This window comes from Vibrio antiquarius (assembly GCF_000024825.1).
Taxonomy (GTDB): Bacteria; Pseudomonadota; Gammaproteobacteria; order Enterobacterales; family Vibrionaceae; genus Vibrio; species Vibrio diabolicus.
Genome location: NC_013456.1, coordinates 1,625,540 through 1,642,053 on the forward strand (window position 1 = coordinate 1,625,540; position 16,514 = coordinate 1,642,053).

The 16,514-nt window shown below is 44.5% G+C and carries 13 protein-coding genes; 4 read left to right on the plus strand and 9 right to left on the minus strand.

Going from position 1 to position 16,514, the window contains the following annotated elements:
- Positions 1-173 precede the first annotated feature (173 nt).
- Positions 174-2,519 (minus strand): YgiQ family radical SAM protein, encoded by a 2,346-nt coding sequence (locus tag VEA_RS07635; protein ID WP_006742640.1) that lies wholly within the window; start codon positions 2,517-2,519, stop codon positions 174-176.
- 422 nt (positions 2,520-2,941) lie between these two features.
- Here VEA_RS07635 and VEA_RS07640 point away from each other — a divergent pair, with 422 nt between their 5' ends.
- The 3 genes from VEA_RS07640 (at position 2,942) to VEA_RS07650 (ending at position 6,550) form a co-directional block, all read left to right on the plus strand.
- Positions 2,942-5,398, plus strand: coding sequence for an EAL domain-containing protein (locus VEA_RS07640; protein ID WP_006742639.1), 2,457 nt, complete (start codon positions 2,942-2,944; stop codon positions 5,396-5,398).
- Positions 5,399-5,484: 86 nt separating this feature from the next.
- Complete coding sequence (locus VEA_RS07645; RefSeq protein WP_012841615.1) at positions 5,485-6,195, plus strand: hypothetical protein; 711 nt, start codon at positions 5,485-5,487, stop codon at positions 6,193-6,195.
- Between the two features lie 154 nt (positions 6,196-6,349).
- Positions 6,350-6,550: a DUF4250 domain-containing protein gene (locus VEA_RS07650; RefSeq protein ID WP_005392843.1), complete on the plus strand. Its 201-nt coding sequence runs from the start codon at positions 6,350-6,352 to the stop codon at positions 6,548-6,550.
- A 19-nt stretch (positions 6,551-6,569) separates the two neighbouring features.
- Here the strand turns inward: VEA_RS07650 and metR are convergent, their stop codons facing one another.
- Positions 6,570-7,481, minus strand: a complete 912-nt coding sequence (gene metR, locus VEA_RS07655; RefSeq protein ID WP_005392844.1) for an HTH-type transcriptional regulator MetR — start codon at positions 7,479-7,481, stop codon at positions 6,570-6,572.
- Between the two features lie 278 nt (positions 7,482-7,759).
- Between metR and metE the strand changes: the two genes are divergently transcribed.
- Positions 7,760-10,042 carry a 5-methyltetrahydropteroyltriglutamate--homocysteine S-methyltransferase gene (gene metE, locus VEA_RS07660; protein WP_012841617.1) on the plus strand — a complete coding sequence of 761 codons (2,283 nt, stop codon included), beginning with the start codon at positions 7,760-7,762 and terminating at the stop codon, positions 10,040-10,042.
- Between the two features lie 132 nt (positions 10,043-10,174).
- Here metE and VEA_RS07665 read toward each other — a convergent pair whose 3' ends face one another.
- The 7 genes from VEA_RS07665 to VEA_RS07695 form a co-directional block, all read right to left on the minus strand.
- The gene (locus VEA_RS07665) at positions 10,175-10,567 is read right to left on the minus strand and encodes a GspS/AspS pilotin family protein (RefSeq protein ID WP_005392846.1); all 393 of its coding nucleotides are present in this window, start codon (positions 10,565-10,567) and stop codon (positions 10,175-10,177) included.
- Between the two features lie 3 nt (positions 10,568-10,570).
- Complete coding sequence (locus tag VEA_RS07670) at positions 10,571-10,867, minus strand: YciI family protein (protein WP_005392847.1); 297 nt, start codon at positions 10,865-10,867, stop codon at positions 10,571-10,573.
- Positions 10,868-10,982: 115 nt separating this feature from the next.
- On the minus strand, positions 10,983-11,378 hold the full coding sequence (gene yciA / locus VEA_RS07675; protein WP_012841618.1) for an acyl-CoA thioester hydrolase YciA: 396 nt from the start codon (positions 11,376-11,378) through the stop codon (positions 10,983-10,985).
- Between the two features lie 226 nt (positions 11,379-11,604).
- Positions 11,605-12,168 (minus strand): septation protein A, encoded by a 564-nt coding sequence (locus tag VEA_RS07680; protein ID WP_005392849.1) that lies wholly within the window; start codon positions 12,166-12,168, stop codon positions 11,605-11,607.
- Between the two features lie 203 nt (positions 12,169-12,371).
- The gene (locus VEA_RS07685) at positions 12,372-12,614 is read right to left on the minus strand and encodes a hypothetical protein (RefSeq protein WP_005392851.1); all 243 of its coding nucleotides are present in this window, start codon (positions 12,612-12,614) and stop codon (positions 12,372-12,374) included.
- 111 nt (positions 12,615-12,725) lie between these two features.
- Positions 12,726-15,266 (minus strand): quorum-sensing autoinducer 1 sensor kinase/phosphatase LuxN, encoded by a 2,541-nt coding sequence (gene luxN / locus VEA_RS07690; protein WP_012841619.1) that lies wholly within the window; start codon positions 15,264-15,266, stop codon positions 12,726-12,728.
- A complete protein-coding gene (locus tag VEA_RS07695; RefSeq protein ID WP_006742635.1) occupies positions 15,259-16,443 on the minus strand; it encodes an acyl-homoserine-lactone synthase in 1,185 nt (394 codons plus the stop codon). The genes luxN and VEA_RS07695 overlap by 8 nt, the downstream gene beginning before the upstream one ends.
- Between the last annotated feature and the right edge of the window lie 71 nt (positions 16,444-16,514).

Below are 16,514 nucleotides of genomic sequence, written 5' to 3' on the forward strand. Positions count from 1 at the left end.
TTTTTCTTCAATCAAATAATTGTTTGTTTTTCCAATAAGTTGGTTGGTGTTTACCATTTTTTGTATTGATTGAATCAAAGTTTGAGTTGTGAGTGATACCTCAATGAGCCGACAAAACAAAAGGGCTCCAGAGTTACCTCTGGAGCCCTTTCTAGTATTTAAGTGCTAAAGAATTAGCGACGCTTTGGTTTACGTTGACCAGCTGGTTTGCCTTGTCCTTGTGGGCGACCTTGACCTTGACCTTGACCTTGCGGCTTGCTGCCTGCCGGGCGGTTTGCACCGTTGCCGCTAGGGCGTTGGCCGTTGCTTGCAGGGCGTTGACTACCTTGTGCTTTGCCAGAACCGTTACGGTTGCCAGATGGTTTACCATCTTTTGAACCGCCTTCAGAGCGTTTGTTCAAATGACCACCGAAGCCTGGTTGGTTTTTGGTATGTTTGGTTGCAAAGCGGTTTGCCCCGTGACGACCAGATTTACGACGTTGTGCAGGTGTTTGTGCTTCAATGTCTTCCGCAGGAACGAGACAGCCTTGTTTGTCACCAATCAAATGTTTTTTACCCATACTGATTAGGGCTTCTCGGATCATTGGCCAGTTTGCTGGATCGTGGTAACGCAACAGCGCTTTATGTAGGCGACGTTGACGTTCACCTTTTGCTACAGGTACATCTTCACGTTTTTTATACTTCACTCGTTTCAGAGGGTTTGTCTCTGAGTAGTACATCGACGTTGCGTTACACATCGGTGATGGGTAGAAGTTTTGTACTTGGTCACACTCGAAGTTGTTTTTCTTCAGCCACAGAGCAAGGTTCAGCATGTCTTCGTCTTCTGTGCCTGGGTGCGCAGAGATAAAGTAAGGGATTAAGTACTGCTTCTTACCCGCTTCTGCGCTGTACTTCTCGAACATCTCTTTAAAGCGATCGTACGTGCCCATACCCGGTTTCATCATCAGATCAAGAGGGCCTTTCTCTGTATGTTCCGGTGCAATCTTCAAGTAACCACCAACGTGGTGAGTTACGAGCTCTTTTACGTATTCTGGTGATTCAATCGCAAGGTCATAGCGTACGCCAGATGCGACCATCACTTTCTTCACGCCTTCAACTTTACGCGCTTCGCGGTATAGATCGATGGTGTGTTTGTGGTCTGTATTTAGCTTGTTACAGATGCCCGGGAATACACAAGAAGGACGACGACAGTTCGCTTCTGCTTTTGGATCTTTACAACCTAGGCGGTACATGTTTGCAGTCGGGCCACCAAGATCGGAAATTGTGCCGGTAAAGCCCGGAACTTTGTCGCGAATTTCTTCAATTTCGTTAATGATTGACTCTTTCGAGCGGTTTTGAATGATTCGGCCTTCGTGCTCGGTAATCGAACAGAAAGAACAGCCACCAAAACAACCACGCATGATGTTCACAGACGTTTTGATCATGTCATACGCTGGAATTTTCGCTTTGCCGTACATAGGATGAGGAACACGCGCGTAAGGCAGGCCAAACACAAAGTCCATCTCTTCGGTCGTCAATGGGATTGGGGCTTGGTTTACCCAAAGTTCACGATCACCATGGCTTTGAAGTAACGCTCGACCAGAGTACGGGTTTGTTTCTAAATGCAATACACGACTTGCGTGGGCATAAAGAATGCGATCGTTTCTTAGTTTTTCAAAAGAAGGTAAGCGAACCGCAGTTGTCGCAGCATCGTGGCGTGATGGGCGAATCGTGATTGGTTGTGCAACTGGCTCATCTTTTTTAGTTTCACACTGAGTTTCTACTTCGTATGGGTTCTTTGGTACGAACGCTTCTTTACGAGGTTTTTCAATGCGAGAAGAATCGATAACCGTGTAGCCTTCTGGCGCGGTTGGCAGGTTCACGGCTGTACCACGAATATTAGTCATGGTGCTGATGTCTTCACCATTTGCGATGCGATGCGCTACTTCTACAAGTGCACGCTCTGCGTTACCGAAAAGTAAGATATCTGCTTTTGCATCAAACAGTACCGAACGGCGAACTTTGTCTGACCAGTAATCGTAGTGCGCAACACGGCGTAGGCTGGCTTCGATTCCACCTAAAACAATAGGCACTTCTTTATAGGCTTCACGACAACGCTGAGAGTAAACCAAAGTCGCGCGGTCTGGGCGTTTGCCACCTTCGTTATTGGGGGTGTACGCGTCATCGTGACGAAGTTTTTTATCCGCGGTGTAACGGTTGATCATGGAGTCCATGTTACCCGCAGTGATCCCGAAGAACAGATTTGGCTTACCAAGCTGCATGAATGCATCTTTGTTTTGCCATTCTGGTTGAGCAATGATACCGACACGGAAACCTTGTGCTTCTAGCAGACGGCCAATGATAGCCATACCAAAGCTTGGGTGATCCACGTAAGCATCACCGGTTACGATGATAATGTCACAGCTATCCCATCCTAGGGCGTCCATTTCTTTGCGACTGGTCGGCAAGAAAGGTGCCGTACCAAAACACTCTGCCCAGTATTTTTTGTACTCATGAATAGGAGTGATGTTATTGGTCATATTTTGCTCTCTGTTCCAGGGAGCGCGAATTATAGCGATTTGAGGATCAGGTATCTATACCAAACTCATCTATTCAAGCTTAGTTCATCGAGTTTTATTTGGTTTGCAAAAATATCAAGGCTATATCGGCGATTTTATGTCTAATATCACCTTGAAAGCCTCATGGTTATAGGTCGAGTCGTGAAAAATGTCGCAATGTTAATACAACCAATAAGCAATGGTGTGCTTATTAAAAACAACGCCTATAATCAAATTAATGCATAGGAAAATGCAAAAAGCCGAACAAGCTCTGAAAAGGTTCTAAGTCGATTGGCTTACGTTGCCAGAATCTATTTTACAAGAGGATCAGCAGGTCCCAAATGGAATAAGGCACGTTGACTACGAACCCTGAGCATGAGGCTAATTAAAAAGGGGGCTAGGGAATGAGTGACTCAACAACAATAGCACATGAAAAAGTGCAACCGACATCCAATCCGACTCCAGTGATTGAATGGTCTTACAAGATTGATACTCGCGAGTTCGAATGCGACCAGCTAGGAATGGCAAATGCTTTTGGGTTAAATACGCCAGTCACCTGCTTAGATGATTTGTTTGAGCACATGCTGATGGGGCAACAGGAAACACTAAGGCAACGAATTTTAGAAGTGGAGCTCCTAGGTGGGCAAGGTCGTTTTTCTTGTTGCATGATGCTTAATGAAGCTCGCTTAATACATGTCACAATTAGCTTTGAAAAGCTCAATGAGCGTATTGTTCAAGGCTCTATCATCCCGCAATTGACGATCACTGGCTGCGAAGAGTTAGCGAAAATTCTCGAAACGATTTTTGATTTACCGAACGTAGGGGTTTTAGTCGCGGACGAAGACACCCGAATCTTAGGTTGTAACCGTGCCTTTGAATTGCAAATGGGTTATCAAAACCGTGATTTGGTTGGACTTAAAACCTATATCTTTAGCACATCTCACCATAGTCAGGCGTTTTACGACCAACTCTGGCAACATATTGATGATGAAGGATACTGGAGCGGTAATTTATTGAGTAGAACTGCAAATGGTAGTAATCAGGCACATCATCTTTGTATCTATCGGCTAACGTTTCATTCTGGACGGATTCTTTATCTCGGCTTCTCTACTGACATTTCGGCTTCCTTGTTGTGGATGAAAAATCGCTGTGAACAACAACATGATTGGTCAGCTTTTTTGCCTTCTAGAGAAGAGTTCGAACTGCAATTAGCTAATTTGGCGAACGAAAGTGGGAGTAAAGAACTCAATATCGTCATGACTCTCAGACCAAATTTTTCTGAAAAATGCTTACTTGAACAGCAACTAGGCTTCGCCGATTTTATTATGCGAAGCCGCTACACCAGTATAGCGGGTCAACTTTCTAGGGATGTGTTTGTTGTCTGTTTACAAACTCCTCACTGTCAATGGCTAAGTCCTTTACGTTTGATTCAAATTGCGATGAAAGGGTTCTTCACTGAGCTTAGGAATGAAATGGGAACAAAAATGCATACCACTATCGTCGAGGGACAAACGGGTGTGTCAATCCTCGGCTATGATACAAACAGGCCAAAGCAAGCGTTAGCGCATGCAGCCCAGGCGATGTTGTCCTCACTTTCTGGAGAAGGTGGCTATTTTAATTTTTATAATAGTGAGCTTCATTCTGAGTTAGTCAAACGCCAGCATTTAGAGGCGTTTTTGGAAGCGCAAATCGACAGTGGGCTGGTGGATGTTCATTTTCAACCAATAATTGACAGCCGAACTGGTAAAGTCGTTAAGTTCGAGGCCTTAGCCCGCTTTTATCATGAAAGTGATGCCTATAGCACTCAAGAGATGATTACTGTTATTGAAGATTTAGAGTTGATTGCGGCTCTGGATGATGAGGTTTGTCAAGCCGCGCTCAAACACTTTCCGCGCTTGCAAGACATATATGGAGAGGAAATAGGGTTAACCATCAATCGCTCACTGAATACTAAATTGGATTCGCTCCAGGTTCTTCAGCGTTCGCATGACCTAATTAAAGCCAGTGGTGTCGATCCTAAACGAGTCACGATTGAGCTGACGGAAACAGCGTATTTTGAGCAAGACGAAGAGCATACGCAAGCGCTAGAGCAAGTGCGCAAAGAGGGCATTAAAATTGCGATTGATGACTTCGGTACAGGGTATTCTTCTTTTTCTTACCTAGAGAAAGGGCAGTTTGATTTACTGAAAATCGACCGAAAATTCGTTAAGAACATTCAGCATGGCAATACCAGTTATAATATTGTCAAAATGGTCACTGATCTTGCTCAGCAAATGAATGTAAAAGTGGTTGCCGAGGGCGTGGAGTCAGAACAGGAGCTTCAAACATTGGCTGAAATAGGTGTGGATTACATGCAAGGCTTTTTGTTCTCTCGTGCTCGGCCTGTCGATTTGATGGAGAAAGCGGAAAGTTACGAACATTTGTTTTCGGGTGTTGCTGTTAAACCAAAACAAGATGATGTATTGCAATCACTGAGCCATGAAGAGGTCAGGCACCTTGATCCCGGGGAACCATTATCGTTGGCGGTGGAATATATGAATTTAAGTCCAAGTTCGCCGTTGGTTGTCATTAACGAAAAGCGCTGTGTTGGCTTAGTTACCAAAGAGCAAGTTAACTTACACCTAACGCCTTCCATGGGGACAGAATTAGAGACTGAGCGAGAAAATTGGATTTGGAAACGCCCGGTTAACCAGATAATGAGCACGGAGTTTGTGCTCGTCAATGCGCATTTGTCCGTCGCTGCTATTCGAGAGCTAATCAAAACAGGCATTCGCTTCCCGTGGGTTTTATGTGATGAAAAAGAAGAATACAGAGGCGTGTTAACTCAAGAAGATGCGTTGAAGTATCTCGCTTCTTGTTGAATAAAAAGTCTCGCTGTTCTAGTACATTTGGGGATAGACTTTCGGTGGTTTGACGATAGGTGATTTGCTATTATCGCCACCCCAAAATGACTTTTGAGCGTGCATTTAACATGATTCAACAATTGCTGGTTACTTTTCCTCCGATGCTATTTGGCGCGCAAGCGCTACTGACTTTACTTCTCATCAAGGGCGATATTTGTCCGGGTCAGAGAGGCCGTCTTCATAAAATGTTGCCAGCAGTGGCGTTATTGTGGCTTGCGGTTGCTTCTCTTCGCATTGAAGCATTTATGATCGTGTTCGCTATTTTCTATTTCTACTCCCAGGTTCAAACCAAGAAAACGCGTGAAAAAGGCCCTCTTTGGGCGATGCATTTAGCGAATGGTTTGGCTTTTGCGTATGTAAGTATTCAAGCATTTGAACAGCCAAGCTGGCCTGCGTCTATTGCGATGGCAATAATGATATTTTTCCTTGGGGCGTCATTTTCTCAATTGCTTCTGACTATCGCTCGTAGCAGATTGCAGGCATTTCACCGCATTTTGCCAGTTACGGGCATTGTGTCTGGAATGCTGCTGGTAATCGCAACTCTATTTGCGTCTTACCAGTTAAATGAAGCGACATTGAGCGCCGCAACACAACCAATTTTATTGTCTTTAGCCATGCTAATTTCTTCAATCATTGTTTGGTGTTGGCATATCTTCACACATAAAAAACCGGAAAAGGTTCAACTGAGCGTCGCCCTGTTGCTCGCGCTCGCGTCAATGACGAGCCTACAAGGTTTATTCTCTCTGGCGGCTTAATCGCGAGTCGAGAAACAGAGCAATACTGCTTGTACTCAAGTCCTTTCTAGGTTGCTTGAGTATAAGGCACTCACGGTTTTGGATCGCGCTCACTTTAAATTCACGTGATTACGTCTACGCTTGTTTATATACCTTGTCGAAGAGGAGAGTCGCGATGGATTTAAGCAATGTAGGTAATTTGGATAGCATTATTTTGCTAGGTATCGTCAATGAAAAGCTACGTTTAGAGTGCGACAGTTTTGACGAGTTAGTATCGGTGTATGAAATGGATGTAGAGTCCGTAGTAGGCAAGCTTGATATGCTTGGTTATCAGTACGATCCATTGACCAACCAATTTAAAGCATATCAACGCTAAACCTTCTTAATTCATATCCCTAAGCCATCTTGATTCCGTCAAGGTGGCTTTTACATTGTAGCCTTGCGGTTGCGAAAAAGGCTTGTAAGTAACGTTTATCTTTCTCTGAGTGACGCGTTGCAGCAAATAAGCGACGCCATAAGCCTTGGCCAAAAGGTTTACTGGTAATAAGCCCTTGGCGAGAAAATTCAGAAATCGCCCAATTTGGCAGTGCTGCAACCCCTAATCCTGCGGAGACCATTTGCACTAACATCAGAGTATTGTCGGCTTGCTTCCATTTGGCGGGCTCTACACCCGCTGGCTGCAAGAAGTGTTTTACGACGTCTAGCCTTTGTTTTTGAACCGGATAAGAGAGCATGGTTTGATCTGCGAGATCTTGCGGATCAATAACTTCTTTTTCCGCCAGTGGGTGGTTGGTCGCGGTAATTAAGCGCATTTCAAAGTCGAATAAAGGTTCATAATGCACTTCAGAACGAGGTTGAATATCTGACGTGATAACGAGATCCAACTCGCCAGCTAACAGTGCAGGAAGTGGTTCAAAGCCAAAACCTGATGAAAAATCCAGTGTTACGCTAGGCCAGGCAAGTTGATATTCCCTAAGAGCAGGCATGAGCCATTGGAAACATGAGTGACATTCAATCGCCATATGCAACCGACCATTGACGTCTTCTTTCAAGCTTGCCAAATCATTTTCTGCTCTTGCGAGTTTGGGAAGAATATCTTCCGCAAGACGCAATAGGATTTCTCCCTCTGAAGTGAACTTTACCGGACGAGTTTTTCTAAGGAATAATTGTCCCCCAATCCGCGCCTCTAAATCTTTGATCTGGTGAGACAAGGCTGATTGAGTGAGATGCAACGCGGTCGCCGTCGCGGTTAGAGAGCCGGTGTCTCGAAGCGAAGTGAGTGTCCGCAAATGTTTTAGCTCTATCATGAATTCCTTTCATCCTTTGTTGCTCGCTATGAACAGAATAGCAATCGTATAAATAACTTAACGACAAAAAATGGATATGTAAACGTCTAGACGTCTATTTGTTGTGTTTATTTGCGAATCATGTCTCCTCATGATGAATTTTTTTAATAAACAAGTTGAATAAATGGACGTTGTTCAAACCGCAGATGAGAGCGATAGTTTAGCCATCCAGACATCTTTTATGACGAAAGATACTCTGACCCAAACAAATTGAACAAGATTGAAAAAGGAATAGGGACATGGCTACAACAACGCACGTACTAGGTTATCCACGCATCGGTGAAAAACGAGAATTAAAATTCGCTCAGGAAAAATACTGGCGCGGAGAAATTGATCAAGCAGAGCTTAAAAAGGTTGGAGCAGATCTGCGCGCTAAAAACTGGCAAACGCAAACAGATGCTGGCTTGAGTTTTACCACCGCTGGCGATTTTGCTTGGTACGATCATGTACTGACGACCACGTTGTTACTGGGTCACGTGCCAAAACGTCACGCAGACGGTTTCCCTGATTTGGATACGCTATTCAAAGTGGGTCGCGGTCAATCTCAAGCGGGTTGCGGCTGCGCAGGAGCAGCAGCATCGGATATGACCAAGTGGTTCAACACAAACTACCACTACATCGTACCTGAATTTAGCAAGGACGATACATTTGAAGTGAGCTGGCCTCAACTGTTTGAAGAAGTCAACGAAGCAACCCAAGCTGGGCATAAAGTGAAGCCAGTTTTGCTTGGCCCAGTCAGTTATCTTTACTTAGGTAAAGAGGTAGAAGAAGGGTTCGATCGCCTGACGCTACTGCCACGATTGCTTACGGCTTACCAAGCTATTTTGGCAAAGCTCGCGAGTCAAGGTGTTGAGTGGGTTCAGATTGATGAGCCAATTTTGTCACTAGAGCTTGAAAGTCAGTGGGCTGATGCGTTCAAGCTAGCGTACCAAGTGATTCGAAGCGATGTAAAAGTGCTGCTAACGACGTACTTTGACTCTATAAGCGATACGCTAGACAAAATTGTAAAGCTACCAGTGGATGGTTTACATATCGATTTATCTGCCGCGCCTCAGCAGCTTGACGACGTGGTTGCCAAACTACCGGAGGGTTGGGTGCTGTCTGCTGGCGTGGTCAACGGTCGTAACGTGTGGCGCTCGGATTTGAGTGCGCAACTTGAACGCCTACAGCCAGTAAAAGAAAAACTGGGCGACAACCTTTGGGTGGCGAGCTCATGCTCTTTGCTACATAGCCCGGTTGATCTGGAACTGGAAACAGAACTAAGTGAGGAAGTGAAAAGCTGGTTTGCGTTCGCAAAACAAAAAGTAACAGAAGTCGCCTTGCTTGGCCGCGCACTCGATGGTGATCAAGATGCGATTCTCGCTTGTGATACCTACAGCCAGCCAATCAAAGCACGTAAAACGGCAACGCATGTGAATAAGCCACAAGTTCAAGCACGTTTAAACAGTATTACTGCGTCACTTGCCGAGCGCAGCGCACCTTACGCGGAGCGTGCTGCGCATCAATCTGAAGTATTGGGCTTGCCTCTGTTGCCAACCACGACAATCGGTTCTTTCCCTCAAACGGGTGAAATTCGTGTTCAGCGCAGTGCTTATCGCACTGGCCAGTTATCTGAGTCCGACTATATCCAAGCACTAAAAGGACATATTGCGGATGCCGTAAAACGTCAAGAAGCCCTTGACCTAGATGTGCTTGTGCATGGTGAAGCAGAACGTAACGACATGGTGGAATACTTCGCGGAGAACTTGGCGGGCTTCCAAACGACGAAATTTGGTTGGGTACAGAGTTATGGCTCTCGCTGTGTGAAACCAGCCATTGTGGTTGCCGACATTGAGCGTGAAAAGCCGATTACGGTGGAATGGTCGACGTACGCACAATCGCTAACCAGCAAGCAGATGAAAGGTATGCTGACGGGCCCGGTAACGATTTTATGTTGGACATTCCCGCGTGAAGACATTACTCGTCAAGAAATCGCCCAGCAACTGGCACTGGCACTGCGTGATGAGGTTTCTGATCTGCAAGATGCAGGCATCAATATCATTCAAATCGATGAGCCTGCGATTCGTGAAGGTCTGCCGTTGAAAAAGCGCGATCACAAAGCGTATTTAGAATGGGCGGTGGATGCATTTAAGATCTCGGCAGCGGGTGCAAAACCAGAGACTCAGATTCACACTCACATGTGTTACAGCGAGTTCAATGAAATCATTGATTCAGTCGCGGCGCTCGATGCGGATGTGATTACCATTGAAACGTCACGCTCAAATATGGAACTGCTTAAAGCGTTTGAAGAGTTCAATTACCCGAATGAAATCGGTCCAGGTGTTTATGACATTCACTCACCAAACATTCCGGCGGAAGAGTGGATTGAAGGCTTAATCAAGAAAGCGGCAGAAAAGATTCCGGTACAACGTTTGTGGGTGAACCCAGACTGTGGTCTGAAAACACGTAACTGGGCAGAGACAGAAGCGGCATTGGCGAACCTCGTGTCAGCGACGAAGAAACTTCGTGCTGAGCTGGCGTAAGGCAACTTTTTAGCAAATAAAAACGGAGACCGTTGTCTCCGTTTTTCTATTCTTAGCCGTTCATTTTCGTCGTTATACTATCCCGCAATAGCGGATGAATTGCTCGTATCGAAAACAACGCACTCACTGTGACTATTTCATTTGAGTACAAGTTTGCGCGGAAACCAACTCATCTGCCATCAACTGACCGCGAGAGTTACGCACTTTAATACGGTACATTAAGCCCATATCAATTTGCTTACGAATTTCCGGGTTACTGCAATAGGTGTAGATACTGGTATTCAGTACTTGATTTAACGGCTTTGCACCGAGTGCGTCATCGTTATAAATCATCATCATCTCAACAACATTTTTGTTGGATGAGACACGCATTATCTGCAGTGGACCGTATTCCAAAGGGAGACCTGCGGACAAGACTCCCGCTCGGTTTGATGCCAATAGCTCAAGCTGGCGTTGATTATCATCGGTAGATGAACAGCCCGCTAACGCACCAAATGCCAAGAAAAGACACAGTAATTTTTTCATAAATTAAAACACTTTTTTGAACGGTTTCACGATTACATTATCGTAAACACCAGCCGCTACGTAAGGATCGGCTTCTGCCCACGCTTTAGCGTCTTCTAGAGAGGCGAACTCAGCGATGACAGTCGAGCCCGTAAATCCAGCTTCTCCTGGGTTGTCAGAGTCTATCGCAGGCATAGGGCCAGCAGTAAGAAGGCGACCTTCGTCTTGAAGCTTTTGTAAGCGCTCCAAGTGTTGCGGGCGAACGCTCATGCGTTTTTCCAGCGAGTTCTCGACGTCCTGAGAAAAGATGACATACCACATAGCATAGTTCCTTAATTGGTAGGGTAAAGTGTTAATTTAACGCCTTTTTTGTGTCTCTCACAAGTGAACAACAGAAAATGTGAGATCCTTTCTAACAGTTAGCGCTGTAGGTTGACTAATTCTGAACCGGGCGTGGTTTGCCTTCACTGTCAATGGCTACGTAGTTGAAAGTCGCATCACAAACCATGAAGCGCTCGCCGACACCGTGTGCTTTTACCGGCTTGACCCATACTTCCAGATCGACACTCATTGAGGTGCGACCAATCTTAGTGCATTCGCCATAGCAGCAAACGACATCGCCAACACCTACAGGCTTCTTGAAGGTAATGCTGGACACTGAAACGGTAACAACGCGACCAGAAGAGATCTCTTTGGCCAGAATCGCACCTGCTAGGTCGAGCTGAGACATAATCCAACCACCAAAAATATCGCCATTGGCATTAGTATCGGCAGGCATTGCAAGGGTACGAAGCAGTAGTTGACCTTTCGGAGAGCTAATTTCTTGACTCATTGTGACATCCTAAATCTTAAAGGCGCTCAAACTAAGCGCCAACATAGTAAATACCTAGAACCAAAGGTCCTTAAAAAACCACAGACACCGGACCAGAGAAAGTTGGTTTACAGCAGCAAGAATGGTCTGATTCCGGTATGCCGTTTGATCGGTTTAGTGATACATGGAGCAAAACAGCGACCCGAAGGTCGCTGCGAAGTGCGCGGATTATAGCAAAACTGAGTTTTTAATCATCAGTCGACACATCGGATGAGTTATTTTTTTGTTCTTTTGGCATGTGTTTGTAAATGTAGAAGCCAGTCGCAATCATGTAGGCAAATGTCGCAATCAACATTCCGAATACTTTGAAGTTGACCCAAACATCCAGTGGTAGCTCGTAAGCGATATAAATGTTCAGACCAGCAAAGAATGAGAAGAAGCCGACCCAAGCCCAGTTGATCTTCGCCCAAATAGCATCAGGTAGTGAAATTTCTTTGCCCAACATGCCTTTAATGGCCGATTTCCCCATTGCGTGACTCGCTGCTAAACCGATAGCTAGAATCACATAAATGATGGTGACTTTCCATTTTATGAAATTGTCGTCGTGGAAGAAAAGGGTCATGCTGCCAAATATCGTCACGATAACGAACGTAATTAGCTGCATTTTCTCGACTTTTTTATACAGAGCATAGGTGACGACAAGCTGAATTGCCGTTGCAACGATCAGCGCTCCTGTTGCTGCGTAGATGTCGTACATCTTGTACAAAGCGAAGAAGACGATGAGTGGGATAAAATCTAGGATTTGCTTCATGGTGGCAAAATCTACCTAATTAGTGAATTGAAGACAGTCTAACGGAATCTGACAAGATGTGAATACCGTCAAGGTTAGAGGTAAGAGAAGTAATCCCCTGACTGAATGATACAACAAGCAACATTTCGCAAAGATGAAGTAGCAAATTGAAGGCATAAAAATTGCCGCGATAAAGCGGCAATTGAGTTGATAGAATTTAAGATTCAAGCAACACGTTGATATTGAGAAATAAGCGTTTTGACATCTTCTAAATAGCCTTCACGCAACAGGTTATCAACGGTTGCTTCAAGCTCTTCGAGAGACATCGTAAAGCAAGTGGATTTGCCGGTCATTAGGCTCAAATACTGATGGTATTCTTCTTCTGTATAGTGGCCTAAGCGATCGAGTAGTAGTGCTTTGATTCCATGATGAATCAAGCCGTAGTATGTGTGTCGATGAAGTAACATGGCGATCTCCTTATCAAGCTCATCCGCTAACCATTTGCAGCTTGCTTGACCCTCTGGATAATTCGATTTACTTCAGTAATGCACATCTAGTGCCAGTTTTATCTTCGCAAATTAGAAAGTGTTGGAAGTAGCAAAACTCTCATGTTGCAACCAGCGCTTGATGACGGTTTGGAGCGCATTTAACGTCGTTGGCTTTTCAAGTCTGTCATCCATGAGTTTCGCAATGAGCTCCAGCTCTTTAGCTCCAGACTCTCCAGATAGTGCGATGATAGGAACAGAAGACGCAATTTGCTTAATTCGTTGGCTTGCGTCAAATCCATTCATCACTGGCATCTGTACATCCATAAGCACCAAATCAATCTTGTGCGACTGAAATAGCTCCACCGCAGAAGCGCCATTATTTGCTTGTAAGCTGTTGACTCCCAGCCTTTTTAAGTACATTTGAACCAAAGTACGCTGCACCTCTTTGTCATCAACAATGAGCACTGTTGGTGCATCGTTACTTACTTGTACGTGTTGGTCTGTGCGAGGTTCAGAATGTGGTGCATTTACTTTCCAGCCATTGAAGTCCGGTGTTCTCAACGTCTCTGGTTTGGGTGCGTTTGGGACGACCGGGAAATACAAGTAGAACTCAGTAAATTCGCCCAATTCAGACTGGCACTCAATTCGTCCGCCAAAAGAGCGCATAACGCGTTGACAGTAGCCCAAGCCAAGGCCGCTGCCGCCACTTTTTTGATACGAGAAGAAGTCGTCAAATATCTTGTGTAAGATACTGCTATCTATGCCAGGGCCACTATCTCGGAAGACCAGAATGTTTTCGTAGGCCCCCGTTTGGCTACGAATCTCAATTTGACTATCGGGATAAGAATCAAAATAGTAGATAGCATTGCGAATCAAATTGAAAATGACAAAGTTAAACAGAGTTTCGTTTAATTTCGCGACAAAATCGTGCTCTTGAGGCAGATTGATCCTTTCAATTATTTGATCGTTTTCAAAGCCATAACGGCTGACCGCTTGATCTACAGCTTTATGTATAGACGTAATAGTTAAGGGTTCGTGCTCAGGTGAGCTGTCGCTGACTTCTCGCAAAATAATGTCGATAAGTTGGCGACCACGCTGAATCGCTGCTTCTCCTTTATCAATCTCACTCTTTAACGTCTCAAGTGAAGCGTTTGATTCGATATGCTGTTTTAAAGCTTCAAATCGTAATTGCACTTGAGCGAGAGGGTTACGCATTTCATGCGCAATAGAGTTAGCGAGCGCACGGCTTTGGCGTACTTTTCTATCGGCCTCTATGGTGCTCTGGATGCGAACTAATAAGGTTTGCAATGCTGAAATTTCTTCATTAGAAAACAGCTTATTATCCATTTTGTGTGAAGAAATCAGTAAGTGCGTAACGGACTTTCCACGACCAAAAAGAGGCATTACGAGCGCCGTATTGCTGGATCGCATACGTTCGTAGAGCTTGCGCATTGAGCCTTTAGACGAGGAGGCATAATCAATTTCTTCAGACAGTTCATCAAGCACGAGAACAGACTTGCTTGACGGCAGATAATCTTCATAAAACGTTTCGGTGTAACTGCTGGTGACGAGCTGCAATTTATTATTTGGTATATTCAGTAACGCTGCTAACTGGCGCATTGCATCATCTATTGAGCGTTTAAATTCCTCTTCTAATCCAAGAATTTGTTGAACGGGTGTATGTCGTTTCCCATAAATAAAATAGGACGCGAAACGACTGACGCGTTTGTAAAGCAAGTGCCAAGTGATACCGATGAGTGCGCATAAAGGCACCGCTACAAGCCATTGGTTATCTTCTGAGATAGGAATAAATATTGCGCCCAGCGGGAGGACGAAAATGGCACAGACAAACAGCGCGCTAACGGTTAAGTATGTGAGGTATTTAGCGCTATAAAAGCGAGAGGTAAGCAGGGCATAGCCTACAAACAACATTTCACTAATTGAAAGTGCTGGTGGTAACCAGGTTAAGGAAAAGTCACCAAGGAAGTAAGTCATTCCAAGGTGTATCACTGCAGTTGATAACATGAAGACCAAAATGCCGGCGATCATATAGTTACTTTTTGCCAGCGTGAGTTTGCTGCTGTTCGCTCGCATGGTAATCAAGTTCAGCAGGGTTAATACAACAAATGTCAGCAAACTAATAAAGAAATATGAGGTATGGGGACCAAACTCGATCACGAACTGACTTGGGCCGCTAATGGTGACATTTTCGACAGTAAGGTTTGGTACTAAGTTGATGTAAAGCGAGTACGTTGCTAGTGCCACAAAGATGATTTTTTGCCAGGCTTTGACCGCAGTTTTTTTGATATCAGCCGCTAGCTGGCAAGAAAAATAGAACGCGAATGCAAAGGCAAAGAATGACGCCAAGTTCGCCAACTTAGCCATAAAAATACCGCCAGAGGAGCCCAACTCCGGCAATAAGTCGGTATGGAAGTATGCGTTGCTGCTGATCCAAACGATGATGCAACTAGAATAAGCAATGTACGGCGCATGATGCGAGCCTAAAATCGTTTCACTCTTCTGTTTTAGGCGATAGCAGTAATATAACAACCAAGCGAACACCACCAGTACAGTGGCGTATAGCGTCATTGCTTTTGGATAAAAAAGGCCGTGAAGATGAATATCAAGCATGTTCATTCACCTTTTCATCAATTCTTTTTGTTCGTACGCGGTGTTTGTAGTCGCGAAACTGTATGTCTTGAAATGCTTCAACCATCATACCTAAATTCCAGAAACCGCGGTATGTCTTGGTACCGTCACCGTTAATGTCGCGGTATCCTGAGTGAAAGTAGGCCTCTAAATCAATAGATTGATAGAAATTTAACATAAATATTTGTTCAATAATGGTAAAGCTGAGCTTATAGCCTGCTTTATATAGCTCACTCATCAATGCTTTTTGTGCCAAATACAAAAAGTACAGTTTTTGTTGGATGTTGCCACCCACTGTCAGACGCAGCACTTCGCAAACCGCTTCAGTGTTTTTCAAGTGAGATTGGAACTGCGCATCAAATTCAATAAGAGTCCGTTGGCGAGTTAGATCGTTACCTCCAAAAAGGCCTAATTGATTAAGAGTAATGTGGCCATAATCAGGAAGGCAAAACTGCCATTGCTCACTACTAAATGGTGATGAATAGCTGAGCCAAATATTTCTTTGGTGCCAGTTTTGCACCAAAGCGGAGGAGACCATGATTGGTGTAGATGACTGCTTGAACAATAGCACAAAGTGTTGACCTTTCTGCGAGAGTGATAATAGAGGCAATATCTCAAACCATTGTTCAGTTTGGACGAAGAGCTCAAGATTGCTCAGTGTGATTGCTTCGGAAATCGGCATTAATGCAGCGTGATTTGGCAGTGTTACCTTTAGGTCGCATTCGGCAATATCTTCGATCAATATGCTTGAATAGTCGCGGTCGTCAAACGAGAGCTGAGTTGGTCTTGTCGCTTCATTTAAAGGGTGCTTTTGCTTGATCGCAGCAATCTCACATTCACACCAGAAAACCATCCAATGCGGGTAACAATCTGCGGCAATTTGTTCAATTAAGAGCGCCTCTTCGGAGAAAGGCGTTGGATACTGCTGTACTAAATCTCGATAATCTATTAATTCAAACAGTACGGACAGACTCTTAGATGCGTATTTAGGAAAGAGGGACTTAAGAAGCTTTGTTCTATACAAAGCAACTTGTTGAAAAAGAGAAGACCTTTCTTGCGGTGTAAGAGTAAGAAGAACCGTGTTAACCAGCGCCTGTTGTTTTGATTCGATCGGCAAATCTGTACTGGCGAGAGGCTCCAAAGACAGCTTAAGACTCATGATATAACCTAGTTCTGACGTTTTTTATATTTTGTAATGGTTTATATCATTTTGATAAATTTATGCTATTG